The 23238-nt window shown below is 70.7% G+C and carries 21 protein-coding genes; 10 read left to right on the plus strand and 11 right to left on the minus strand.

What is annotated here, in order from left to right; translation table 11 throughout:
* The 7 genes from K336_RS0108435 to K336_RS0108465 all read right to left on the minus strand — a co-directional run.
* Positions 1 to 1385, minus strand: a 1385-nt coding sequence (locus tag K336_RS0108435; RefSeq protein ID WP_051245555.1) for a glycine hydroxymethyltransferase, incomplete at its 3' end; no start/stop codon positions are given.
* A 99-nt stretch (positions 1386 to 1484) separates the two neighbouring features.
* Positions 1485 to 2633: a hypothetical protein gene (locus tag K336_RS0108440; RefSeq protein ID WP_028706781.1), complete on the minus strand. Its 1149-nt coding sequence runs from the start codon at positions 2631 to 2633 to the stop codon at positions 1485 to 1487.
* On the minus strand, positions 2630 to 6586 hold the full coding sequence (locus K336_RS0108445) for a type VII secretion protein EccC (RefSeq protein WP_028706782.1): 3957 nt from the start codon (positions 6584 to 6586) through the stop codon (positions 2630 to 2632). Before K336_RS0108445 ends, K336_RS0108440 begins: the two co-directional genes overlap by 4 nt.
* Complete coding sequence (locus K336_RS0108450) at positions 6583 to 7449, minus strand: hypothetical protein (protein WP_028706783.1); 867 nt, start codon at positions 7447 to 7449, stop codon at positions 6583 to 6585. The genes K336_RS0108445 and K336_RS0108450 overlap by 4 nt, the downstream gene beginning before the upstream one ends.
* Positions 7449 to 8762 (minus strand): type VII secretion integral membrane protein EccD, encoded by a 1314-nt coding sequence (gene eccD / locus K336_RS0108455; RefSeq protein ID WP_028706784.1) that lies wholly within the window; start codon positions 8760 to 8762, stop codon positions 7449 to 7451. The genes K336_RS0108450 and eccD overlap by 1 nt, the downstream gene beginning before the upstream one ends.
* The gene (locus K336_RS19000) at positions 8762 to 9223 is read right to left on the minus strand and encodes a hypothetical protein (protein WP_051245551.1); all 462 of its coding nucleotides are present in this window, start codon (positions 9221 to 9223) and stop codon (positions 8762 to 8764) included. Before K336_RS19000 ends, eccD begins: the two co-directional genes overlap by 1 nt.
* Positions 9220 to 10104, minus strand: coding sequence for an FHA domain-containing protein (locus K336_RS0108465; RefSeq protein ID WP_028706785.1), 885 nt, complete (start codon positions 10102 to 10104; stop codon positions 9220 to 9222). The genes K336_RS19000 and K336_RS0108465 overlap by 4 nt, the downstream gene beginning before the upstream one ends.
* A gap of 320 nt (positions 10105 to 10424) precedes the next feature.
* On the opposite strand from K336_RS0108465, the gene K336_RS0108475 reads away from it, so the two are divergent.
* The 10 genes from K336_RS0108475 (at position 10425) to K336_RS0108510 (ending at position 18778) form a co-directional block, all read left to right on the plus strand.
* Positions 10425 to 10763: a hypothetical protein gene (locus K336_RS0108475; RefSeq protein ID WP_155945040.1), complete on the plus strand. Its 339-nt coding sequence runs from the start codon at positions 10425 to 10427 to the stop codon at positions 10761 to 10763.
* Positions 10764 to 11102: 339 nt separating this feature from the next.
* Positions 11103 to 11405 (plus strand): hypothetical protein, encoded by a 303-nt coding sequence (locus tag K336_RS0108480; RefSeq protein WP_028706787.1) that lies wholly within the window; start codon positions 11103 to 11105, stop codon positions 11403 to 11405.
* Positions 11402 to 12478: a DUF6177 family protein gene (locus K336_RS17045; RefSeq protein ID WP_051245552.1), complete on the plus strand. Its 1077-nt coding sequence runs from the start codon at positions 11402 to 11404 to the stop codon at positions 12476 to 12478. Before K336_RS0108480 ends, K336_RS17045 begins: the two co-directional genes overlap by 4 nt.
* Positions 12468 to 12797 carry a hypothetical protein gene (locus tag K336_RS0108490; RefSeq protein ID WP_028706788.1) on the plus strand — a complete coding sequence of 110 codons (330 nt, stop codon included), beginning with the start codon at positions 12468 to 12470 and terminating at the stop codon, positions 12795 to 12797. Before K336_RS17045 ends, K336_RS0108490 begins: the two co-directional genes overlap by 11 nt.
* A 4-nt stretch (positions 12798 to 12801) precedes the next feature.
* The gene (locus tag K336_RS0108495; RefSeq protein WP_155945041.1) at positions 12802 to 13194 is read left to right on the plus strand and encodes a DUF6507 family protein; all 393 of its coding nucleotides are present in this window, start codon (positions 12802 to 12804) and stop codon (positions 13192 to 13194) included.
* Positions 13195 to 13337: 143 nt separating this feature from the next.
* Entirely contained in the window at positions 13338 to 15791 is a 2454-nt protein-coding gene (locus K336_RS19005; RefSeq protein WP_162142588.1) for a hypothetical protein, read from the plus strand.
* Entirely contained in the window at positions 15775 to 16713 is a 939-nt protein-coding gene (locus K336_RS18595; protein ID WP_162142589.1) for a polymorphic toxin type 15 domain-containing protein, read from the plus strand. The genes K336_RS19005 and K336_RS18595 overlap by 17 nt, the downstream gene beginning before the upstream one ends.
* A 15-nt stretch (positions 16714 to 16728) precedes the next feature.
* Entirely contained in the window at positions 16729 to 17202 is a 474-nt protein-coding gene (locus tag K336_RS18600) for a hypothetical protein (protein WP_155945043.1), read from the plus strand.
* Between the two features lie 96 nt (positions 17203 to 17298).
* Positions 17299 to 17658 carry a hypothetical protein gene (locus K336_RS18605; protein WP_155945044.1) on the plus strand — a complete coding sequence of 120 codons (360 nt, stop codon included), beginning with the start codon at positions 17299 to 17301 and terminating at the stop codon, positions 17656 to 17658.
* A 166-nt stretch (positions 17659 to 17824) separates the two neighbouring features.
* On the plus strand, positions 17825 to 18778 hold the full coding sequence (locus K336_RS0108510) for a T6SS immunity protein Tdi1 domain-containing protein (RefSeq protein ID WP_162142590.1): 954 nt from the start codon (positions 17825 to 17827) through the stop codon (positions 18776 to 18778).
* Here the strand turns inward: K336_RS0108510 and K336_RS15490 are convergent.
* The 4 genes from K336_RS15490 to K336_RS0108530 form a co-directional block, all read right to left on the minus strand.
* Positions 18741 to 20492 carry an ABC1 kinase family protein gene (locus K336_RS15490; protein ID WP_051245553.1) on the minus strand — a complete coding sequence of 584 codons (1752 nt, stop codon included), beginning with the start codon at positions 20490 to 20492 and terminating at the stop codon, positions 18741 to 18743. The genes K336_RS0108510 and K336_RS15490 overlap by 38 nt on opposite strands.
* Positions 20493 to 20532: 40 nt before the next feature.
* Positions 20533 to 21093, minus strand: a complete 561-nt coding sequence (locus K336_RS0108520) for a PadR family transcriptional regulator (RefSeq protein WP_021796699.1) — start codon at positions 21091 to 21093, stop codon at positions 20533 to 20535.
* Positions 21094 to 21206: 113 nt separating this feature from the next.
* Positions 21207 to 22262 (minus strand): galactitol-1-phosphate 5-dehydrogenase, encoded by a 1056-nt coding sequence (locus tag K336_RS0108525; RefSeq protein ID WP_021796684.1) that lies wholly within the window; start codon positions 22260 to 22262, stop codon positions 21207 to 21209.
* Positions 22263 to 22286: 24 nt separating this feature from the next.
* Entirely contained in the window at positions 22287 to 23234 is a 948-nt protein-coding gene (locus K336_RS0108530) for a 1-phosphofructokinase family hexose kinase (protein ID WP_021796687.1), read from the minus strand.
* Positions 23235 to 23238: the final 4 nt, after the last annotated feature.

A 23238-nucleotide genomic window follows, 5' to 3' on the forward strand; every position in this document is an offset into this window, starting at 1 on the left:
TCGGCCTCGGCGTGGACGCGCGCGGCCAGGCCGTCGGCCATGTCGTACTTGGCCTTGCCGGGCGCGCCCGCGCTCGTGGTCGCCGGCCTGGTGCCCGTCAGGGCCTCGCAGATGAGCCCGGCGACCTTGTCCATGTCGTCGGGGGAGAAGCCGCGGCTCGTCAGCGCGGGGGTGCCCAGACGGATGCCCGAGGTGTACCAGGCGCCGTTCGGGTCGCGGGGGATCGAGTTGCGGTTGGTGACGATGCCGGCGTCCAGCAGCGCCGACTCGGCCTGGCGCCCGGTGAGGCCGAAGCTGGTGGCCGCGTCGAGGAGCACGATGTGGTTGTCGGTGCCGCCGGTGACCAGCGTGGCGCCGCGGCGCAGGAGGCCCTCGGCGAGCGCCCTGGCGTTGGCCACGACGCCCTCGGCGTACTGCCGGAACGCGGGCGTCCTCGCCTCGGCCAGGGCGACGGCCTTGGCGCTCATCATGTTGCCGAGCGGGCCGCCGAGCACCATCGGGCAGCCGCGGTCGACGTCGGCGGCGAACTCGTCGTCGACGAGCACCATGCCTCCGCGCGGGCCGCGCAGTGACTTGTGGGTGGTCGTCGTGACGACCTGCGCGTTGGTCACGGGGTCCTCGTCGCCGGTGAGGACCTTGCCGGCGACGAGGCCGGCGAAGTGCGCCATGTCGACCATGAGGGTGGCGCCGACCTCGTCGGCGATCTCGCGCATCGTCGCGAAGTTCACGCGGCGCGGGTAGGCGGAGTAGCCGCCCACGAGGATGAGCGGCCTGAACTCTCGGACCTGCTCCCGGACGGCGTCGTAGTCGATGAGCCCGGTGACCGGGTCGGTGCCGTAACTGCGCTGGTGGAACATCTTGCCGGAGATGTTGGGCCGGAAGCCGTGCGTGAGGTGGCCGCCGGCGTCGAGGCTCATGCCCAGCAGACGCTGGGAGCCGAGGCGGCGGCGCAGATCCTCCCAGTCCTGCTCCGACAGGTCGTTGACGGTCCGGGCGCCCAGCTCGGCCAGGCCGGGGGTCTCGACGCGGTGCGACAGGATCGTCCAGTAGCCGACGAGGTTGGCGTCGATGCCCGAGTGGGGCTGGACGTAGGCGTGGTCGGCGCCGAAGAGCTCCTCGGCGTGCCGGGCCGCGACGGCCTCGACCGTGTCGACGTTGCGGCAGCCGGCGTAGAAGCGGTGCCCGACGGTGCCCTCGGCGTACTTGTCGGAGAACCACGTGCCCATGGCGAGCAGCGTCGGGAGCGAGGCGTAGTTCTCCGACGCGATGAGCTTCAGCGAGTTGCGCTGATCGGCCAGCTCCTGGCGGATGGCCTCGGCGATGGCGGGCTCGGAGGCCTCGACGACCTCGAGCATGGCCTGGTAGGCGATGCTCGCCTGCTGCATGACGTCGGTTCCGGTCACTGGGACTCCTCGGGTCTGGTGCGGTGCGCGCCGGGAGCGGATCCCGCGGCGCATGCCGGACGATGCTTCCGGAACCCAAATCTAACCGAGCCCGTCGCCGCGCCGAGCCCGTTCTTGGCCGGTGGGCGGCGGCTCGTCCCATTCCCCGGGGTCCGGCGCCCTGCGGGCCGCCCTGGCGGGCGCGGCGTCGGACGCCTCGGCGGGGTCATCGGGGCCGGGCGCGATGCCCCGCGTGGGGGCGACGGTGAGGCGCTCGGGCACCGGCGGGCCGCCCCGCGCGGGGGGCGGCGGGTCCGGCGGGGTGTCGTGCGGCGGGTCCGGCGGGCTCTCGGGCGCGGGGGCGACGGTGAGGCGCGCTGGTGCCGGCGGGCCGCCCCGCGGGGGGAGCGTCGGGAGCGACTCGATCGGCCGCGAGCGCCACGACGGCGGGCCGCCCTGCGCGGGGAGTGCCGGGGTGTCGTGCGGCGGGTCCGGTGCGCTCTCGGGCGTGGGAGCGGTGGTGGGGCGGGCCGGTTCAGACGGGTCGGCCGACCCGGGCAGGGCGGTCGAGGCGGGGGCCGCGCTTGTCTGGGCCGGGGCGTCTTCGGCCGGTTCCGCGCCGACCGGCTTCGGTATTCGCGTGATCCGGGTGGGCCAGTCGTCCTCCGGCGGCGCGGGGCTCGCATGGACGAACTCGGCCAGCAGGCCGCCGAGCCGGTCGAGCACCGCGGTCAGGGTCTTGTCCGCCAGGTCGAGCCGAATCGGGCCGGTGGACCCCAGGACGGTGGAGCGGGGCAGCTCGACATCGGGGTGCAGGATCCTACGGGCCAGTTGCTCATCGTGCCGGCGCATGGTGGCGGCGGCGCTCACCACGACGAGGATGCGGCGGCGGGCCTGCTGACCGAATCGTTCGAGCAGTCCGTCCACCGCGGCGCGCCCGGCCTGTGCCGCGGCGACACCGGGACCGTTGACCAGGCACAGCGCGAAATCGGGCACCTCGAGGGCGTCGGCGACGGCGGCCTCCAGACGGCCCGCATCGGTGACCTGGATCTCGCCGCTGGCCGCCGCGGTCCCGGCTTCCTGCGCATCCGGGTCGTCCGGGGTGATGCGCTGGCCGAGCGTGCCCCCCGAGTGGTCGCGGGCCGCCACGCGGATGCCGCGGGACCGCAGCAGGGCGATGACGAGTGCGGCGACGGTGGTCGTGCCGACGCCCCCTCCCGTGCCCGCCACGAGAAGCGGCCGGGCGCTCATGCGACCTCCTCGCTCCGGTGCTCGCCGGACGCCGACCCGGGCTCGCCGGCGGCCTGGACGATGACGGGGCGCTGCCCGCGGCGCAGCAGCTGCCCCCGGCCGGGCGGCATGGTCTGCGCGTAGACGCGGGGCATGATCTGCCCCTCGGAGCGGTCGCCGGACATGAGGAAGGTCGTGCCGCCGGTGTCGCGCAGCCCCTGGATCGCCTCGGTGTACAGGGCCCGGGTGATCCCGGCCACCGTCCGGGTGAGGACGACGTTGAAACCGAGGTCCCTGGCCGAGGGCAGGTAGGGGACGATGGGGTGCAGCGGCTCACTGCCGCCGGCGTTGAGGATGTCGTAGTCGTCGACCATGAGCACCACCCGCGGCGCCCCGGCGCGCTCGGCCGGGGGCATCGTCGTCCGCGACTCCAGCTCCTTGGCGATCGAGACGGCCAGCCCCGCGGCGTCCCGGGTGCTCTTGGCATGGCCGGCCAGGTACTCCTCGGGAATGGCGGCGGGGACGGTGCCGCGGGAGTCCATGACCGCTATGACCAGCTCGTCGCTGCTGAACCGCCTCACCAGGCCCCGGGCCAGCGTGCGGAGCAGGGTGGACTTGCCGCAGCGGGCGTCCCCGAGGACGAGCAGGTGCTGGTCGGTGTCGAGCAGCTCCCAGAAGGCGTCCTCCATGGAGTCCTGCCGGACACCGAAGGGCACCGCGTCCGGCTCCTGCTCCGGCGGCGTGAGCCGGGCCGGGTCGAGCGAGACCGGCAGCAGCCGGATGGGGGCCGCCGCCGGGCCGCCCCAGGTGCCCGCGACCCGCTGCGCCGGCTCGGACAGGGCCTCGCCGAGGTCCTCGTCGGCTGCGTCGTCGAGCACCGGCAGGCACAGCTGCGCGAAGAGCTTGTCGTCGGTGAGCATCCGGCCGTGCTGGTCGGCGCCGATCGTCTGCGAGAGCTTGCGGGCGATGACCGAGTCCGTCGGGTCGTTGAGGCGGAACTCCAGGCGGGTGCCGAAGTGGGACTGCTGGTTGATGCGCAGCTCGTTCCAGCGTCCGAGCGCGATGACGAAGTGGAGGCCGTAGCTGCTGCCGCGCACGATGAGGTCGCTGACCTGGTCGGAGAGCTCCTCGAACTCGTTGCGCAGCAGGCCGAAGCCGTCGACGAGGATGACGACGTCGGCGCTCGGCAGCTCGGGCAGGGCGCCCTGGGCGTGCAGGTGACGCAGGTGCGTCATCGACTCGATGGCGCGCTCTTGGAAGAGCCTCTCGCGCCGGGCGAGCATGCCGGCGAGCTCCTCGACGACGCGCCGCAGCCGGTCCCGGCTGCCGCGCGTGGCCACGCCGCCGACGTGCGGGAAGCCCTCGAGGCGGGCCAGGCCCCCGCCGGTCAGGTCCATGCCGTAGACGCTGACCTCCCGGGGGGTGTGGGTCAGTGCCAGCGAGGCGGTGAGGGTGCGCAGGAAGGTGGAGCGGCCCGAGCCGGGCGCGCCGATCACCGCGACATGGCCGCCGCTCCTCGTGAGTCCGAGGCGCCACGGCTGCTGGGACTGGTGCGCGGGGTCGTCGACGAGGCCGATCACCGCGGACAGGCCGGGGTCGGGTTCGTCCTGCGAGAGGACGTCGTTGAGGGTCAGGCGCTCGGGCAGCGGCGGCAGCCACACCGGGTGCACAGTGCGGGCGTCGTCGCGCAGGCGCGCGACGCAGGCGTCCACCAAGCTCTGGCCCACCTCCGGTTCGGTGAGCTGCGGCGCCGCCTCGACGTCTCCGCTCGTCCGGCCGGCGGCGATGGTGTTGTAGAGCGGCAGCGCGAAGGGCTCGGCGAACTCGACCTGCTCGCCGGCCTCGACCTCGGCCTCCTCGACCGGGCCCGAGACGTAGCCGGCCCGGAAGCGCCGGTAGACCGAGGTGTCGACCTTCAGGTAGCCGTAGCCCGGCACGGCCGGCAGGTGGAAGGCGTCCTTCGTGTCGAGGACCACCTGCGATTCGCTCTCGGAGAAGGTGCGCAGACCCAGCCGGTAGGACAGGTAGGTGTCCAGGCCGCGCAGCTTGCCGGACTCGATGCGCTGGCTCGACAGCAGCAGGTGCACGCCGATGGACCGGCCGATCCGGCCGATCTGCAGGAAGAGCTCGCTGAACTCGGGCTCGGCGGTGAGCAGCTCGCCGAACTCGTCGATGACGACGAACAGGTGCGGCATCGGCGGCAGGTCGGCGCCCTGCCGGCGGGCCTCGCGGTAGTGCGTGATGGAGGCCAGGTGCCCGGCGTCCTTGAGCATCTGCTGGCGGCGCACGACCTCGCCCTGAATGCTGGCGCGGGCGCGCTCGGTCAGGTGCGGGTCGTCGGCCAGGTTGTCGATGAGGCCCGCCAGATGCGGCAGGTCGGTGAAGGGCGAGAAGGCGGCGCCGCCCTTGTAATCGACGAGGATCATCGACAGGTCCTCGGGCGAGTGCGTCATGGCCAGGGCCAGGACGAGGGTGCGCAGCATCTCGGACTTGCCAGAGCCGGTGGCGCCGATGCAGATGCCGTGCGGGCCCATGCCGAACTGGGCGCTCTCCTTCAGGTCGAGGAGCACGGGGGCGCCCTGGTCGTCCAGGCCGATCGGCACGCGCAGGAAGTCGGCGGCCGAGCGCGGCGCCCAGGCGGTGGTCTTGCTGATGTCCTCGGGGCTGCTGATGCCGAGCAGCTGGCGGACGCTCATGACCGGCGTCTCCTGCTCCTCGACGCGGTCCTCGGGGCGCAGCCGCAGCGGGCACAGCGTGCGGGCCAGCGAGGCCATGCGGGCCCGGCTGGTGCGGTCGACGGTGATGGATTCGACCGTGGTCGTCTCGTGGCCGATGAGTTCCAGGCGCGCCCCGTCCGCGCCGACGGCGAGGCGGGCCGAGACGTCGCTCGGCTCGTGCAACCGGTCCGACAGCAGGTGGATGACGGTGACGCCCACGTCGGACGGCGCGAAGGCGCTGTCGGGCAGCGGCAGCGGGACGGCGTCGGAGCCCCATTCGTCCATGACGACGAGCATGCGCGGCGTGTGCACCGGGGACGCGGTCATCGAGCGGCGGCTCAGGCCGGCCTGCTCGACGCGGTCGGTCAGCTCGCCGCCCAGCAGGCGGGCCAGGGATGCGACGTCCGGGGCGACACGGCGGGCCGGCACGGGCCCGTCGAGGAGGCGGGCGTTGACCATGTGCGGCAGCTGGTCCAGGCCCGTCCAGTCACCCATGCGCGACTGCGGGCAGGCCAACGCGATCTGCAGGTCGTCGGGCGAGTGCAGGGCGGCGGCCTGGGACAGCAGCGAGCGGGCGGCGTTGAGCACCTCGGCGCGGTCGCCGATGACGGAGATGTCGCCCGCCGCGTCGGCGGGCAGGCGGACGGGCATGCCCGCGATGACCCGGTGCCCGTCGATGAGTCGTCGCGCCTCGCCGGCCAGCACCGGGTCGGGCGGGTTCATGGGCGACTCGGTGTCGCTCATGCTCAGCCGGATCCACGGCAGGTCGGCGATGCCCACCCGCAGCGACAGGAAGTCCGCGTCGCCCATGCGTCGCTCCCACAGGCGCGCCGGGTCGGTGATGATCGACATGAGGCCGTCCGGCGTCGGGCAGCTGGTGACCGCCTGTTCGCGCACCCGTTGGACCTGCACGTCCAGCTCGTTGTGCATGCCCTCCAGATAGTCGAGGTAGAGCTCGCGCTGATGGGCGCGCTGGCGGATGGCCTGCCCGCGGCTGCTGAAGGTCATGAGGATGCCGCTGACGACGGCGACGAGCAGGACGACGGCGGCGATGAGCATGTACACCGGCTGGCCGTTGCGCATGACGACCATCATGAGCGTCGAGCTGAGGGCGCCCACCATGGGCAGCAGCAGCTGGGTGGACATGCCGCCGTTGGGGCCGTCGCCGGCGCTCGGCGGGGACGAGATCGTGCGGGGCTCGGGCCGGGTGAGCGGCTCGGTGACGCGGGCGGGGCGGTGGACGATGCGCAGGCTCATGCGGTGATGCCCCCTCCGGTGTCGGGCGTCTGCTGGCAGGCGCTCATGAGAGAGGCGGTCAGGTCGAGGACGGCGTTGCGGCTGCGCTGGCCGAGGGCCGTGCTGCGGGCCGGGTCGGCGCCCAGGCGCGCCGGGTCGTGCGGCATCAGGACGGCCGGGCGCGGCAGGGCCCTGCTGAGCAGGCGCAGCTGGCGTCTGCTGACGCCGCCGCGGGTGTCGTTGATGCAGACCAGGGGTGCGTGCCCCTCGTCCTCGAGCCAGGTGGCCAGGGCGATGGCGCGGGTGAGACGGTCGCGGGCGGCGCTGGTGACGACGCAGGTGGCGTGGTTGGCCGAGGCGATCATGCTCAGCTCGTCACGGTCGCGCACCCCGAAGTCCGTGACGACGAAGTCGGGGAACCGCGCGATGGGCGCCAGCGCGTCGGCCCAGTCGCGCAGGGCGAGGCAGCCGGGGAACCGCTCAAGGGTCATGTCGAGGCAGGCCAGCCCGGAGGCGGTGCGGGGCAGGCCGGTCATGGCCTCGGCCAGTGTGGCCGGAGGGTGGGGTTCGTCGTCCCCGGCGTCGGCGCGGGCCGCGGCCAGTTCCTCGTCGGCCTGCCGGCGGGCCTCGGCGGTGAGTCCGGCCCGTACGCAGGCGCCCGGGCCGCTGCGGCCGGCGTCCACGAGGAGCACCGGGCCCCGGTGGCGTCCTGCCATCGTAGTGGCCACGCAGGCGGCGACCGTCGAGCAGCCGGTTCCGCCGTCCGGGCTCGCGACGGCGACGCGGCGAGCCAAGGGGACGGCGCCGTGCAGTGCCCGGTTGGCGTCGAGCAGGAAGTCGAGCGTCGCCCCGGGCGTCGAGGTGAGCAGCGAGAGGGCCTTCATCACCGGGAGAAGACCTCCAGCAGATCGGAGAACACGCCGAAGTGGCCGAGCAGCAGCGGCACGGTGGCGACGACCGCGATCAGCTCGACGAGGTTCGCCCACGTGCGCACCCGCGCAGCGGTGTGCTCGGGCACCGGTTTGACGAGGGCGAGGGCGAGCGCCGCGGCGACGGCTGCGATGATGAGGCCCCGCAGCGGGCCGGCCAGCGGCGCGCCGACGAGCAGCACGGTCACCAGGGCGGCGAGGACGCCGGCCAGCGCGACGACCTGCGCGGTGAACGGGAAGAAGCGGGCGCGGCAGACGATGACGATCCCCAGCGCGCAGGCCAGGCCCCAGCCCCACTGGGAGGGATGCGAGCCGACGAGCAGGCACAGCCCGCCGGCGACCAGCACGGCCAGCGCCAGGGTCAGCCCGGTCATCGCGCGGAAGGAGGCGTCGATGGCCTCCTGGGCGGTGCTGCGGCCCGGGGGTCGGCCGGCGACCGCGGCGTCCTCGAGTTCGGTCAGGCCCGACAGCGTGAGAGCCGCTGCGGGCACCAGGCCGAGCCCGAAGGCGGCCACCGTGGCGATGACGGCGCCTGCCCCGGTGACTCCCATCCCCATTGCCAGCAGGGCCGGCAGTGCCGCGCAGCCGACGGCCCCGACCGCCCCGGTGGCGAGCATCGGGCGCTGCCCGCCGGACAGGCCGGGCGCCAGCGCGATGACGAGCCAGGCGCAGGTCAGGCCGGCCGCCGCGGGCACCAGGACGGGGTGGGCCCCGGACAGCTCGTTCCCGGTCGTGGCGCCTGCCCCGGTCGCCGCGGCGGCGCCGACGGCGGCTGAGACGACCGCTGTCGCGGGCCAGGACCGCCAGGCGCGGCAGGCGGCGATCGCCAGCAGCACGAGGACGACGGTGACGGTGGCGGTCGTGCCGGGAAGCGCCGAGCCGGCCTGCCAGGCGGCCAGCCCGGCGAGCGGGGCCTCCAGCAGCACGACGCAGCGCCGGGCCGTGCCGAGTGACCAGCGTCCCCCGGACGAGCCGCGCCGGTCCGCCATGGCCCCGACCAGGTCGGAGATCTGTGGGGGCGGGGGCGTCTGGTCGGCGGGCACGACGAGCAGCAGCTGCCCGTCGCGCACCTGCTGCTCGTTGAGGGAGCGCTCCGTGTCGAGCTGGACGCCCTCGGACGTGGTGAGCGCCACGCCGGCGCCCCCCGGGCTGGTCTCGGACAGCATCTCGAGCAGCCTGGGCAGGACGGTGACGAGCGGCTTCGAGCTGGGCACGACGAGATCGCCGCGGTGCGTCGAACCGTGCACCGTCACGCGCGTGTAGTCCATCAGGTGCGCTCCTTCGGGTAGACCTGCAGCGTCTCCGGATCCACCTGGTACTTCGTGGTGGGGTCGATGAGCCGGCCGGTGCGGGTGTCGACCTGCCAGCCGCTCCGCGTGTCGTAGGCGAGGCCGTCGGGGGCCATGGCCCAGCCGGTCTCCGGATCGATCGGGTAGCCGGTGCGCGGGTCGACGCCGGCGTCCTTGTCGGGTGTGGACGTGCCCTGGATCGCCGAGCGGTAGTTCGCCGAGGTGGTCGACATCTTCTGCTCCTGCAGGGTGTTGACGACGAACGAGCCGCCGAGGCAGCCGGCGCCGATCACGGCGGCCAGCACCGCCGAGCCGACGAACCGGCCGACGTTGTTGGTGACGGTGCGCCGGTCGGGCAGCGTGCCGAAGGTGAGGGCGGACAGCAGGCGCTGCCGACGGGTGCGGGTGGCCTCGACGAGGATCCGGTCGCGGTCGATCATGCGACCCTCCTGCCATCGGTGATGAGCAGGCTCTGCTCGCCGCACTCGATGCGCGTGCCGGTGATGATCGGCATGCGCATGCGCGGCACCATCGCCACCGGCTGCTCCCCGGGACGTCGGAGGCGGGTGCCGTTGCCGGAGTCGAGGTCGGTTGCCCACAGGTGCCCGTTCTCGTTCTCGAGCAGGACGTGCGCGCGGCTCATCGTGCGCGTGAAGTCGGGCAGCTCGAGGGTGGGCAGCGGTTCGGCCCCGATCTGGCGCACCGGGTAGCGGCCCACGAGCAGCGGGCCGACGAGCGGGGTCAGTTTCTGGCTGGTGGCGACGAAGCAGCCCGGCGGGCGCGGGGCGGGCGGCGCCGGGGGTGCGGCGACGGGCACCGGCGAGGGCGGTTTCGCGGCGGCCCTCGTGTCGCCCAGGTGGGGCACCGTGATGAGGAGGGGATCGTCGTCCCGGGAGTCGGCGACGAGCAGCCGCCGCGGGGCCATGGGCCGGGCCGGGGCCAGCCCGGTGAGGCTGTCGAGCGTGCGCAGTCGCAGGGCCGCGCCACCGGCGAAGCGGCCCCAGCCGCGCAGGCACCACAGGCCGAGGCCGGCGAGCATGGCGAGGAGCGTCACGACGACGAGGGCGACGGCCCACGGGTGCCAGTCGCTGCGCGTCGCGGCGACGACCAGGGCCACGGCCGGTGCGAGCAGGCACAGGGCGTCGAGGACGAGCGCCAGGGTGATGCGCTCTTGGCCGGCCGGGCGCAGTCGGGTGCGCCACTCCTCGGTGTCGAAGGGCCACGTGGCGGTGGTCGGGTGGGCGCAGTTGCCGCAGACCGCCGTGTTGACGAAGGGCGTGCCGCAGCGTCCGCACACGATGGTGGGGACGGTGGCCGGCATGATGACCTCTTCCTGGGGGATGGGGACTGTTTCAGACTAACCGGTCATGGGCGTCGAACCGGCCGCCGGTCTGCATCCCAAGCAGGGGCACGTCGACGACAGCGGCGAAATGCCCTGTGGTAAGGTATTCGTCGGTCACCTAGGGGTGCATCTGGGGGTTTTCTAGGGGTGTGCTCGGGCTGGGAGGCGCTGCCGCGGGGAGCGCCGGGCCGGTAGTGTGCCGGTCTGTTGCGGCCGCTCCGCCGGTGGGGGCGGTTCCAGCCCACCCCGCCCGGGGCCCGACGCGTCCCGGGTCAGTTCGAAGGAGGCCTCAGTCGGTCATGGGTATGAAGTTCTCGATGCAGGGCACGGCGCTGGCCGATCATGCGAAGAAGATCGATGCGTCGAGCAGCGATCTCGGCGCGATGGTGATGGCGTTCGTGCAGTCCGCCGAGCCGGTCGCGAAGAGCATGAACGGGCCGGTCAAGGCGTCGTTCAACTCGTTCAAGCAGAGCGCGAACGCGGTGGCCGCCATGCTCAACACCTCGTTTCAGGGGATTCTCGGCTCGACGAACGAGCAGGACAAGGCGTTCCAGCAGCACAGCGAGCAGGCGACCGAGGCGTTCAGCAGCAGTCAGGCGGGCGCGAATTTCGACGCGGCCGTGACCCGCAACGTCTGACGGCCTCCCGGACCGCCCCGCCGCCCGGGCCCGCTTCTTCGTGGCCGTCCCGCTCCCCGGTCCTCTGTCCGTGTTCGTCCTCGGGGCTTGTGCAGAACGCCGTTCCATGGGCTCACCGGATGGACTCACCGGCAGGCGCCCCGCTTGGTTCGTGGCAGGGTTTCTGCATGGGATCCCCCGCCTGACATCTGTTCTGCGAGGGCTGTTCGCAGGAGGTTCGGCGGGCGATGAAACCCCTGCCCGCAATCTGATTCATTGAGGCTGTGAACAAGTCTCGATATTTGTTTTCTCGGTATTTGTTTGGAGTGTGCTGTCGTGGATTACTCTGGTTTTGACAATGTGAACGATGCTGATCGCAATGATTACAACATCGCCGACTCCCAGACCGCTGGGGCGAACATGAAGGCCTCGGCGGCCCAGCTGCTCGCGGTGCTCGACGCGCACGACGCCGACGTGAAGACCCTCATGGCGAATTATGAGGCCGAGGGCGTGTCCGACCAGATGCACCAGTTGGAGGACAACTGGAACAAGGCCGGTCAGGAGGTGCGTCAGATCATCCACCTGCTGGTCAGCGCGTTGGAGGAGTCCGACTCGATCGCCCAGACCGCCCTCCAGCGGGCCGGCAGCGCCGTCCACCTGTGACCGCACCGGTGACCGGCGAGCAGGCGCCCCTGCGGTTCGGCGAGCTGCCCGTCATCGACGGGGTCGCCCCGAACGCGGTGGTCTACCACAGCGGCCGGAAGCGCCTCGACCTGAGCCCTGCGCTGGGGCAGTTCCTGCTGCTCGCCCGCATGCAGCGGGTGCGCCCCGTCATCGTCACCGACGAGGACGCGGCCCTGAGCCGCTTCCTCGGCCTCGAGATGGCGGCCTCGTCGGGTTCGTGGGTCATGATGCGCGCCGACAGGCACATGATGGACGCCCTGACCGGCCATGACCTGGACACGCTGGAGCGGCTCGACGACCCCGTCGCCATGAGCCGCCTGCCCAGGCTCGACATGCCCGGCGTCGACCCGCGGGCGGTCGGCGCCGTCGGCTTCGACATCACGGTGCACCACCGGGCCACCGAGGAGCTTCGGGTGGGCGCCTTGGCGGAACTCGTCTTCGCGACGCTCGGCGCCCCGGCCCCCGACCTGCGGGGCTCCACCGAGCCGCTCAACCACCCGTGGGACCGGCAGGCGCTCACCATGGATGCCCGACGGCACATGCCGAGCTCGCCGATCTACCGGCTCTCGGCGCCCGCGCCCGGCGCGGTGGCGACGCTCCAGTACGAGCGCGGCGCCTCCGGCCTGAGCGAGCACCTGCGCGGCACCGTGCCGATCGGCCCCTACGACGAGGCCGTCGGGCGGGCGGTCGACCTGTCCACGGCCGTGCTGCGCCGGGTGCATCAGGCATTCACCCCGGTGATCGCCACGACGACCCTCATCGACGACGACCCTGACGGCTACCAGCACCTGCGCTCGCGCCGCCCCGAATACCCGCTGGGCATCATGGCCGGCCCGTGGGCGGTCAAGGAGTCCGGGCTCGACGTCGACGAGATCGTCACCCGGCACGGCGGCATCCGCCTGGGCCGTTCGCTGCTGCCGACCGTGCTCGTGCCCTTCTCCGGCGACGACGCGCCCTGGCGGCAGCTCGGCGGCGTGCTCCGTGCCGTCGGGCTGCCCGGCCTCGGTCACGCCCTCGGGCTGGACGGGAGCGGAGGCGGCAATGGCCGTTGAACTCGTCCTGCTGAGCACCGCCGTCCCCACCCGGGAGGACTGGGAGGCGGCCGTCACCGCCGTCATCCCCGGCGGCGACCTGCACGAACTGGTCGACGGATCCTGCCTGCTCCGCGACCACGACAACGACGGCGTCCTCATCTGGTGGCCGCCCAGGCGGCTGGCCGCGACCCGCGAGGTCGCGTGGACGGTCGAGGACGCCCGGGCGGGCCAGGTGTGGACCGACATAGCACTGCCCTACGCCCACTCCCGCACCGGACGGGCGATCTGCGCCGAGCTGGCGCGCAGGCTGGGTGGACGTCTCTTGGAACGGAAGTGACACGATGAGCAGTTGGAGTATCGACGGCGCGCAGGTGCAGACCGTCCTGAACAATGTGAAGACCTATGCGGACCAGTTCCAGACGGGTCTGAGCGAGGACAAGTTCACCGATCTGTCGAACTGTCTGACCGCCGGGATGACCGAGGGGTCGGCCAGCGTCAACACGGTGACCGGCGCGGTGCCCGGTGCGGTCAACGACCTCATCAGCTCGCTGAGCGACGAGCTGACGACGATCGGCAATCGCGTGCAGGCCGGCATCCTCGGGGTGGCGAGCGCGACCGTGTCCTACAACCAGGGCAACGAGGACATGGCCGCCACCTTCCAGACCGAGATGTCCACGGCCGCCCAGACCGGTGACTTCAGTTTCTTCGAGCAGCACAACGTGCTCGGCTCGTGACCCCGCCCCTCGCCCGCGAGACGCGCGGACGATGACCCCCACACTTCAAACCCCCTGACCATTCCCACCCCCTGTAGGAGGCGGTTCGCATGTCGGATGCCCTGGTCGACCCCGAGATGATCCCGAAGATCGACACGAGCTACGTGACGAACGCGGCGAAGGATCTGCGCGACATGGGCACTTCGGTCGGGGACAACACGGACGGCATGAAGACGGCCTGGACCGGCCTGCAGACGGCGGGCGTCTACGAGGCGCCCGAGTCCGCGACCGTCTACAGCCTGCTGGACCCTGCTGCGACCGCGGCCGACACGGTGAAGTCCGCCCTCAGCAGCGCCGCCGACGCGATGGACACCTTCGCCAGCGACCTCGATGGGATCAAATCCGACCTCGATGCGGTACGGGCCGACGTCACCGAGTTCCGCGCGAGGGCACTCAAGGGCGTGGACGTCCCGGCTGCCAGCACACCCACCTATGTCGGCGGCTACGGCGCAGGCTCTTTCACGTCGACGCAGAGCGCCGCGACCGAGCACAAGGACTGGTGGGACTCGCCGACGCTCTGCGATGAGAACACGAAACTGTTCGCCCGGATCAACGACCAGGTCGCCAAGATCATCAACGCCGAGAACCAGTGCGTGAACACCCTGCACGGGTTGATCCCCGACCAGTGCTTCGAGCAGCAGCCCACCAACGTCACGGGCGAGGCGCTCGACCAGCTCGACAGCCTGCCCTGGGGGAAGAAGACCGAGTACGAGGCGAAGAACTGCGGCGAGTCTGCCGTGCTGGGCGTGGGTGACGGTATCAAGGGCCTGCTCGAGGGCGGCGGATCGCTCATCAGCTACAACCCGCGCACCGGCGAGTGGGGCGACTGGAGCCACGCCGGGCAGGCGTGGTCGTCTCTGGGCAACCTGGGCCTGTCGATTGTCGTCGCCGGCTCCCCGCTCTCCGACGTGGCAGCTGTCATGCGGCTCGCTGGCGTCGAGAACTCGTTCACCGATTTCGTCGAGAAGAAGCAGCTCACCCTGGCGAACACGGTGACGAGCCTGGTGAACATCGATCTGACGGCTGATGACCCGTTCGAGGCGTGGAAGAAGGACGGCGTGCGGTCGCTCTTCTCCTCGGCCACGAACATCGGCACCTTCTTCATCCCCGGTGCTGATGCCGGCAGCGTTCTGAAACTCGGTGCCGAAGCGAGTACCGCCGCGAAGGCCGGCGGCATGGCCCTGCGCGGCGCGGGGACCATCGCGGACATGGTTGTTCCCGGTGGCTCCTTCGTCGTGAAGGCGGCCGGTGAGATGGGCATCAGGGTCACTGATGCTGCCGCCCACGGCGGTGAGGGCGTCAGCATGGCGTCCCGGGCGGCGACCGCCATCGAGAACGGTGCGTTGCATGATCTGGGTAGGGTCGATGGTGTCACCGTGCGGGATGGTTCCGGTCTTGACCTGAGTCGTGCCGATGTCGGTGGGGTCGACGTCCCGTCGCTGACCGATGCCGGGGCCGGTACGGCGGGGCGGGGGCTCGACGGACTCGGGGACTCGGCTGCGGGTCCGGGCCTGGGGGGCCCGTCGCGGACCGGTGTGCCCGATCTTGGTGAGGGGGCTCCTGCGCGCGCCGCCGAGTCGGCCGCCGACGCTGCTTCGGCTGCCGGCAGGGGGCCGGCCGGTGATGGCATGGGGCCGGGCGGCTCGGCTGCCGGTGAGGGCTCGCGGCTCGATTCTGGTGGGGCTGACAAAATCACTGCGGATGCCGACCCCGGGCGTCCTGACGTGGGGAGTCCTGCGGGTTCCCCGGAGGAGCCTCGGCGCGGTGAGGGCGGCAACCCGGCCGATGCCGGCGATGTCGCCGAGCCCGGTGCGGCCAAGCGGGGTGCGGTCGATGGTGGCGCCCCCGAGGCGGGGGCGCCTGCCGAGGGGCCGGATGCCCCCGGCGGCCGTGGTGACGCTGCCGGTTCCTCGGGCGGGGCGCACGGCGATGGCGAGGCCCCGGCCCGCCGTGGCGAACCGGATGCCCCGGCCGAAGCCGGTGAGACCCGCGTCGGTGAGGACAGGGGCCGCCATGGCGGCGATCATGGCGAGGGCGATGCCCGCACCGATGCCGCCGCTCACGACGAGCCGGCGCGCGAGGACGCCGGTGCCTCTCTTGAGGCGGATGGTCCGAGCCATGACGCCGATGGTCCGGGTTCGCCTGAGCACCCCACGTCCGGGCATGGTGACGGGTCTGGGCATGGTGACGGGTCCGGGCATGATGACACGTCCGGGCATGATGACGGGTCCGGGAAGGACCGGCCCGGCTGGGACAACGGCACCGACTGGCCCGACCGACCCGACGCGACGATCTCCGATGGCACCGTCGAGGTCGCGCACGATGGCGGCCAGACCGTGTCCAAGAGCAGCGACGGCCACGTCACCGTCGCCGACGGCGAGACGTCGATCAAGACCTCGCCGGAGGGCCTGCAGGTGCACCACGCCGACGGTGACTTCACGGTCAACGAGCACGGCGAGCTCACCGGCGCCCCCCGAGGGCACGACGGTGCACAGGGGCGAGGACGGCAGCTGGTCGATCGAGGGCGGCAGGGCCGACCCGGTGCGCATCAGCCGTGACGCCGACGGCGTCGTGACGGTGCAGCACGGTGACACCACCGTGCGGCAGCTCGACGGCACGATGGTCGCCGATGCCGGTGACGGCCTGTACACGAAGGTGCACGCCGATGGGACGACGCAGATCACCCAGCTGGCCCCCGACGGCGGGTACACGACGCTGTTCGAGGACGGCTCGACGCTGCACCGGTATCCTGACGGCGGCTTCGAGATCTACGGCGACCCCAGGCTCGACAGGGGGCGTGGTTTCGACGGCACCGTCGACCCGTCCGAGGGGCTGTCGGACTCTGGGCTGACGCACAACGGGAAGCTCGATGATCCCGCGAACGTCCCGCCGCAGATCCAGTCGCTCGTCGACAAGGGGCTGGTGAGCATCGACGACAACGGTGTGGTGCGGGTCAACCGGAAGGTGACCGAGAGTTTCGATCTTCCCGAGACGGCGGAGTCCTACCGTCAGGTGGGCTTGCAGGAGCGCGGGATGAACGACCTGACCCAGGACATCCGCGAGAGGAACATGGATGCCCGGGCCGATGACAAGAACTGGGGTGATCTCGACACGGCGCGGTACCGTCGTGGCTCCGAGCGGAACCTGGCCGACTCCTTTAAGCAGCAGGGCGTGCCGGCTGATCAGGCCAGATCGCAGGCCAAGGACATGCTCTCCCACCACGAGGCCCTGCACGGCCCCGATCGTGTGATCGGCGGCAATCCCGACAACTTCACCGGTTTCGGCGCCGATACCGTCCCGGGCAACACGGCGAACTCGGCAATGGGCAGACACTGGTCAGACAGGGAGATTCTAAATGATTTCAATCGTCGTATGAGCACTGCATTTTCAGGTATTCCAAATAATCTCCGTGGTGATGTTCGGGTGAATACGGAGTTTCGTGTGAATGGGAAGACGACGAATTTCACTGGTCTGCCGTGATGAAGGAGAGATGAGATGGCTGGTAAGCGAGTGCGTGAGTCGTGGGAGAAGTACGGCTCGCGAGGGCGTGAGGTCGAGACGTTTCTTTCTTTGATGGATTCGATGTCTCATGACCAGTGGGTCGTGGTTGGTGAGACTTATGAAAATAGTGATGATAATGAGTACTACAGTGCTCATAAAGAATGGCGCGGGGTGAGTGTTTCTGCTGCTGTGAAAAAAGCGTTGTCTTCTCTTGGTGACCGGTATCGCCCACGGTATGACAAGGAGGCTGTTGATCTCTATACGCGTGGTGGGGTTCGTGAGGCCAAGGGTGTTGCGATTTATATTGTGGGTATTGCTGACCGGTTGCCTGCGTGGGCTGTTGAGGTGTTCCTGCGTCCGTTTGTGAGGGCTGGTGTTGATTTGTCGTCTGTGTTGCCTGAGGGTATGGACATAAGCCACCCGTTGCCGCACGGTGATGATGACGATGACCCGTCAGATGCTGGGTGAGTCGGTGTGATGGCTGGTGGGCGTGTGCGTGAGTCGTGGGAGAAGTATGGCCGGCGTGGTCGTGAGGTTGAGGCGTTTGTCGGGTTGATGGACTCCATGTCCCATGATCAGTGGGTTGTCGTGGGTGAGGTGGAGAAAAATAACGACCTTGCTAAAAGTATTAAGGCTCTTCAAGAGTGCAAGAAGATAAGTATTTCTGCCACCGTCAACAAGGCTCTGTCTTCTCTTGGTGACCGGTATCGCCCACGGTATGACGATGAGGTTGTTGGTCGGTATACGCGGGGTGGTGTTCGTGATGCGAAGTCCATTGCGCCGTACATTGTGGGTATTGCTGATCGGCTGCCTGCGTGGGCTGTCGAGGTTCTCTTGCGCCCGTTTGTGAGGGCTGGTGTTGATTTGTCGTCTGTGTTGCCTGAGGGTATGGACATAAGCCACCCGCTGCCGCACGAGGCGTAGCGTCTGGGTGCCGAGGTTTGTTCACGGCGCCGGCAGGTACGGGTATGACAGGGGGCAACGCTTCTGATGAGGGCCCGTGTGAATAAGCTTGACTTGTTGTCGGGAACAAGAGGAGTGCCCGGCCTGTGGGCCGGGGGAGAGGAGTGCCGAAATGAGTGAGTTCAATGTGGGCCCGGACGCCCAGGCGGCGATGGTCAAGGCCCTGCACGATGGGCTCGCCGAGTGGATGCGGGCGAACCGGGCCGAATACCTGCAGGTCATGGTGCAGGCGGTGGGTGACCGTCGCAGCGGCTGGATCCGTTCGTACCACGACAATCGCCCTCATGACAATGTGGTGCCTGCCGAGCTGTTCGAGATGATGGTCGCGTTGCGGGGTGCGCTGGCCGAGCCCGGGCGTGGCGCGTTCACCTATGCCAAGTTCGTCATGGACGGCGGGAGCTTCCGCATGAGCATGCGGGTGGACCCCGGTCGGGAACCCCAGCTCGATCCCCCCTACACGGCACAGGACTGTGCTCGCGAACTGCAGCTGTTCCCCCGCGATGACCTGCGCACCCCTGCCTGGCTGTCGAGCCTCGGGCGCAGCCGCGAGAAGGTGACCCGGGTGAAACGGCTCGACGACCAGGTGCTGGACCACTACCGGCCGCTCGTGCCCGAGGCGATTGGATCCCTGTGGAGCCGGTTCGGCACCGGCTACCTCGATGACGGCTTGGTGCGACTGGTCGACCCGGCGCATGCGGTGGATAAGCTGCAACGTGCCGCCCCGGTCGGCGACGACATGGTGCCGGTCTTCACCACGGTGCTGTGCGACGTCATCTACTGGCGTGCCGGCCGGTTCGTGCAGTACGACTACCGGCACGGGACCACCGGCGAGCTGGGGTCCGATGCCGAGCAGCTTCTGAACCTGCTGCACGAGAACGACTTCCGAAACCGGGCCTTGGGCGCCGAGATGTACCGGCAGGCGGTCTGCCGCTACGGCATCCCCGACCCCGACGACTGCTTCGGATACGTGCCGATCCTGGGCACGGGCGGTATCGAGGACGTGAACCGGCTCGATCCGTGTGAGATGTGGACGCATTTGAGTTTCATCGTTCAGGCGTGTGGCTCTCCTCGGGAGTCCTGACGAGGGGGCGGGGTGGGCCTCGTCTTGCCCGGGGTGCTCGTCCGCTGAGCAGGGCTCTGCCGAGGGGTAGTAGTGAGACTGCCGTCATGGCGGTTCCCCAGGTTGGTTCGCTGTCGCGCAGCATGATGCCACCGATGAGCAGTCCGGCGAACATGATGGCCGCTGTGATCCGGCCTTGGGTTCGTTCGGAGCGGCGGATCTCGTGGAGCGTGTCCGGGGTCTGTACGCTGAGTTGGCCTCGTTCGATCATCGTGAGGACGCGGTCGATGCGCCGCGGCAACCCGACGACGAGCGAGGCCAGTGACTTCGACTCATCGAGCACCACACCCAGTTGCGAGCCGGGCGTGCCCTCCACGAGACTCCGGGCGTAGGGCTCCACCGAGTCCCACAGGTTGTACTGCGGGTGGAGCTCGACGCACAGCCCGTTCATGAGTGAGGCCGCGCGGATGAGCAGCAGGAAGTTCTCGGGCAGCTGGAACGGCATCGATGCCATGAGTTCGCGGAACTGCATGCCGAAGGCCACGAACTCCTTCGGGTCGACGGTGCGCATGTCGGCCAGGCTCATGCCGCCGAAGCGGTCGAAGAGCTGGCTTACCGCGCGCTCGACGAGCGCCAGATCGGCGGAGGGCAGGAGCATGCCGAGGTTCTTCATGCAGCCCAGCAGCCGGTGGCTGTCGCGCAGTCCCACCGCGACGACGACTTCCTTCAGCTCGTCGCGCAGGTTGTCGGGCACCTCGCCCATCATCCCGAAGTCGATGAAGGTGAGTCGCCAGCCCCGGCCCGCCTCGGCGGCCTGGGCGGGCGGCAGGGGAGTGATGAACAGATTGCCGGGGTGGGGGTCGGCGTGGAAGAAGCCCTGGTTGAAGACCTGCTCGATGTAGGCGTCGGCCACGGCGAAGGCGGCCTCCCTGCGGTCGATGCCGGCCGCCTCGATGGCCTCGACGTCGCTGATCTTGATGGCCGTCACGTCGGACAGGGTGAGGACGCGCCGGCTCGTCCGTTCCCACACGACGGACGGGCAGCCCACCTGGGGGCTGTCCTGGAAGGACTCGGCGAAGCGCTCGGCGTTGCCGGCCTCGTTGAGGTAGTCGAGCTCCTCGGCGGTCGTGCGGGCGAACTCCTCGACGAGTGCGGGCATGTCCGTGCGCTCGGCGATGGGCCGGTAGCGGGCGATCCAGCCGGCCGCCCTGCGCAGGGCCGCCAGGTCGACGTCGGTCACCTCCTTGATGGCGGGACGCTGGATCTTCACGACCACGTCCCGGAAGCCCACGTCGCGGGCCTCGGAGCGCGCCAGCCGCGCCCGGTGCGCCTGCCCGAGCGAGGCGGCCGCCAGCGGCTCGGCCTCGAACTCCTCGTAGGCCTCCGACAGGGGCAGGCCCAGCTCCGCCTCGGCGACCCGCCGGATCGCGTCGAGGGGCACCGGCGGCGCCTCGTCCTGGAGGCCGGAGAGCTCGTCGGTGACGGTGGCCGGCAGCACGTCGAGGCGGGTCGACATGAACTGGCCGAGCTTGATCATGAGCCCGCCGAGCTCGGCGGCCAGCGCGTGGAAGCGCACCGCAGCGGTGCGCAGGCGCTTCTCGCGGCCCCGTTCGGCCAGTCTGCGCAGCCCCAGGCGCGGCAGCACCGCGTCGAAGAACCACAGCTGCGCGGTGAGCCGCGCGAAGTAGCCCAGGATGCGCCGGTAACGGGCCCGAAGGCTTCTGCTGCCACTCATGCGACCTCCGCTGGCGCCGGCCCCCGGGCTCGGCCCTCCACTAGTCCTCGGCAAGGATGGTGTAGATCTTCCGGCGCGCCTCGTCGATCACATCGGTGACGTTGCGGGCCTGCACCGCCGTGCCGCTCGTCGCGACCTGGGCGACGGCCTGCACCAGACGGATCGTGGCCCGCGGAAGCACCATGGACTCGGGGACGTCCTGCTCGGCCGCCGTCCTCCAGGGCGCCGGCCTTCCGCTCGCCGCCTCCGCCTGGCTGCGGCCCTCCTCGGTGAGGCTGTACACCTTCTTGCCGTCCTGCTCGCTCACCTCGACGAGCCCCTCGTCGGCCAGCATCTGCAGCGTGGGGTACACCGACCCGGCGCTCGGCTTCCACACGCCGGCGCTGCGCTCGGTGATCTCCCGGATGATCTGGTAGCCGTGCATCGGCTCCTCGGACAGCAGCGCGAGCACGGCCGCCCGGACGTCGCCGCGCCCGGCGCGTCCGCCCCGCGGGGCGGCGAGACCCCTCAGCTGCTCCTCGATCGCCTCGAAGGGGGACATCCTGTCGTCGCGGCGGCCCCGGCGCCCCGGACGCCCACCCGTGGGGAATGTCGAGTACATGATGGCTCCTCTCCTCGTCCGGCTCTGGGACAGCCGGATCACGCCACCGACGATACATCGAAAGCTATCGTTGGTCGAGGGGCGGTGGCTCGCCGCACCATGGGCGCGCGGAATCAGACGTCCTCGCCGAAGACGCGGAACATCACCTTCAGACGTTCGGCGCCGGTCTCGCGCATCACCTCGAAACCGGCCGCCGCCTCGTCGAGCCCGAACTCGTGGGTGACGATGCTCTCCGGCGGGGCCGGGGCATTCGCCAGCACCCGCACCGCATCGGTCCACTCCCGGCCCGGGAACGGGCTGGAGTACGACAGCCATGACCCCCTGACGGTGAGCTCCTTGCGCAGGATTTGCTCGAAGGCGTCGACGTCCATCTCGAACGGCCGGGTCGGTTTGCCGACGTGGACGATCCGCCCGCGCCCGGCCGCCAGCCGGGGGGCCTGACGGATCGTGGCAGCAGCGCCGGCCGTCTCGATGACCAGCTCGGGGGCGGGCTCGCCCGAGAGGGCCTCTGCCACGTCCTGTTCCGCCGAGTTGATCGTCCGGCTCGCACCCATCGTGCGGGCCACGTCGAGCACCCACGGGTTGATGTCGACGACGGTGATGTCGTCGTCGACACCCCTGTCGCGCAGCGACAGCACCGTCATCAGGCCGATCACGCCGCTGCCGAGCACCACTGCGCGCATGCCGGAACCGGCGTCCGCCTGGTCCACCGCGTGCAGGGCCACGGTCAGTGGTTCGACGAGTGCCGCCGATCTCAGCGAGAGCACGCCGGCCGGCACCAGGTTCTCGGCCGGAGCGAGCACGTACTGCGCCATCGCCCCCGGCCCGCGGGAACCGATGAACGAGTGGTTCTCGCACAGCGTCGGGTTGGCGTCACGGCACTGCCCGCACCGCCCGCACGGGATGTGCGGGGCGACCGCCACGCGCGTGCCCACCGGTGTGCTGCAGCCCGGGCCGGTTGCGGCGACCGCCCCGGAGAATTCGTGGCCGAGTACCTGCGGGAAGGCGTGCACCGCGCCATCGAAGTAACGGGGCACGTCGGAGCCGCAGATGCCGCAGTAGGCCACTCGGACGAGCGCCTGCCCCGGGCCAGGAGCAGGCACCGGGGCTTCGACGGCGGTGAGACTCTCCGCGCCCGTCACGGCGATGGACGTCATGGCTGCGGTCATCGTGGTCCTCTCAGTCGTTGTTCCTCACAGGACGGCGACGGAGACCCGAGGCAGCAGCTGTTCCGCCACCTCGAGGTCCAGTTCGCCCGTTCGCAGGGTGAGCACCGCGGCGGCCGAGACGGCTGCCGTCCATCGCGCGGTCCCGGTCCAGTCGTCGCCCAGCGCCCGGCGCCAGGCCACGGCCGACGAAGCCGAGTCGCCGGCTCCTGCGGCGTTGACCGCGAGCTGCCGTGGGGCGACGGCCCGCACGATCTGGTCCTTCGTCGCGATGAGCAGGCCCTCCGCCCCGCAGGTGACGATGAACGCCGAGCAGCCCGACCGGGACAGCCGTTCCCGCAGGTCCGTCACCACGGCCTCGATGCCATGACCGGATGCGGACGCCAGGCCGAAGGCCTCGGCGTACTCGTCGTCATTGCACTTCACGACGGCATCGGTCGCCGTTGCGCGCTCGACGAGCACCTGCCCGGAGCAGTCCACGAGGGCGGGCACCCCGGCCTCGCCGGCCAGGTCGACGAGTTGCTCGTACGCCTCGGGCCCCAGGCCCCTCGGCAGGCTGCCGGAAGCGATGAAGAAGGCGGCGCCGTCGAGTGCCCGCCGCAGCGTCCTGGCGAACTCCTCGAAACCGGTGGCCGTGGTCTCGAGCGTCCCGCAGGTGATGTGGCTCATCTCACCGGTCGCCGTCTCGACCACGACGTGCGACTCACGCGTCGAGCCGCCGACTCGCACGGGGCGCACGTCGATGCCGTAGCCCTGCCCCAGGGCGATCACCCGGTCGCCGGCCGGCCCGGCCACGTTGACCACCCCGGTGGCCTCCTGCCCCATGCAGGTCAGGGCGACGGCACTGTCCATGCCCTTGCCCCCCAGGCACTCGACGACTGCTGGACCGCGCATGTCGATGCCTGGTGTCCACCGCTCGATCCGGATGATCCGGTCGATCGCGCTGTTGAGGGTGGCGGTGACGAAGCGGGCCATGACC

Source organism: Propionibacterium acidifaciens DSM 21887, from assembly GCF_000426605.1.
GTDB lineage: Bacteria > Actinomycetota > Actinomycetes > Propionibacteriales > Propionibacteriaceae > Propionibacterium > Propionibacterium acidifaciens.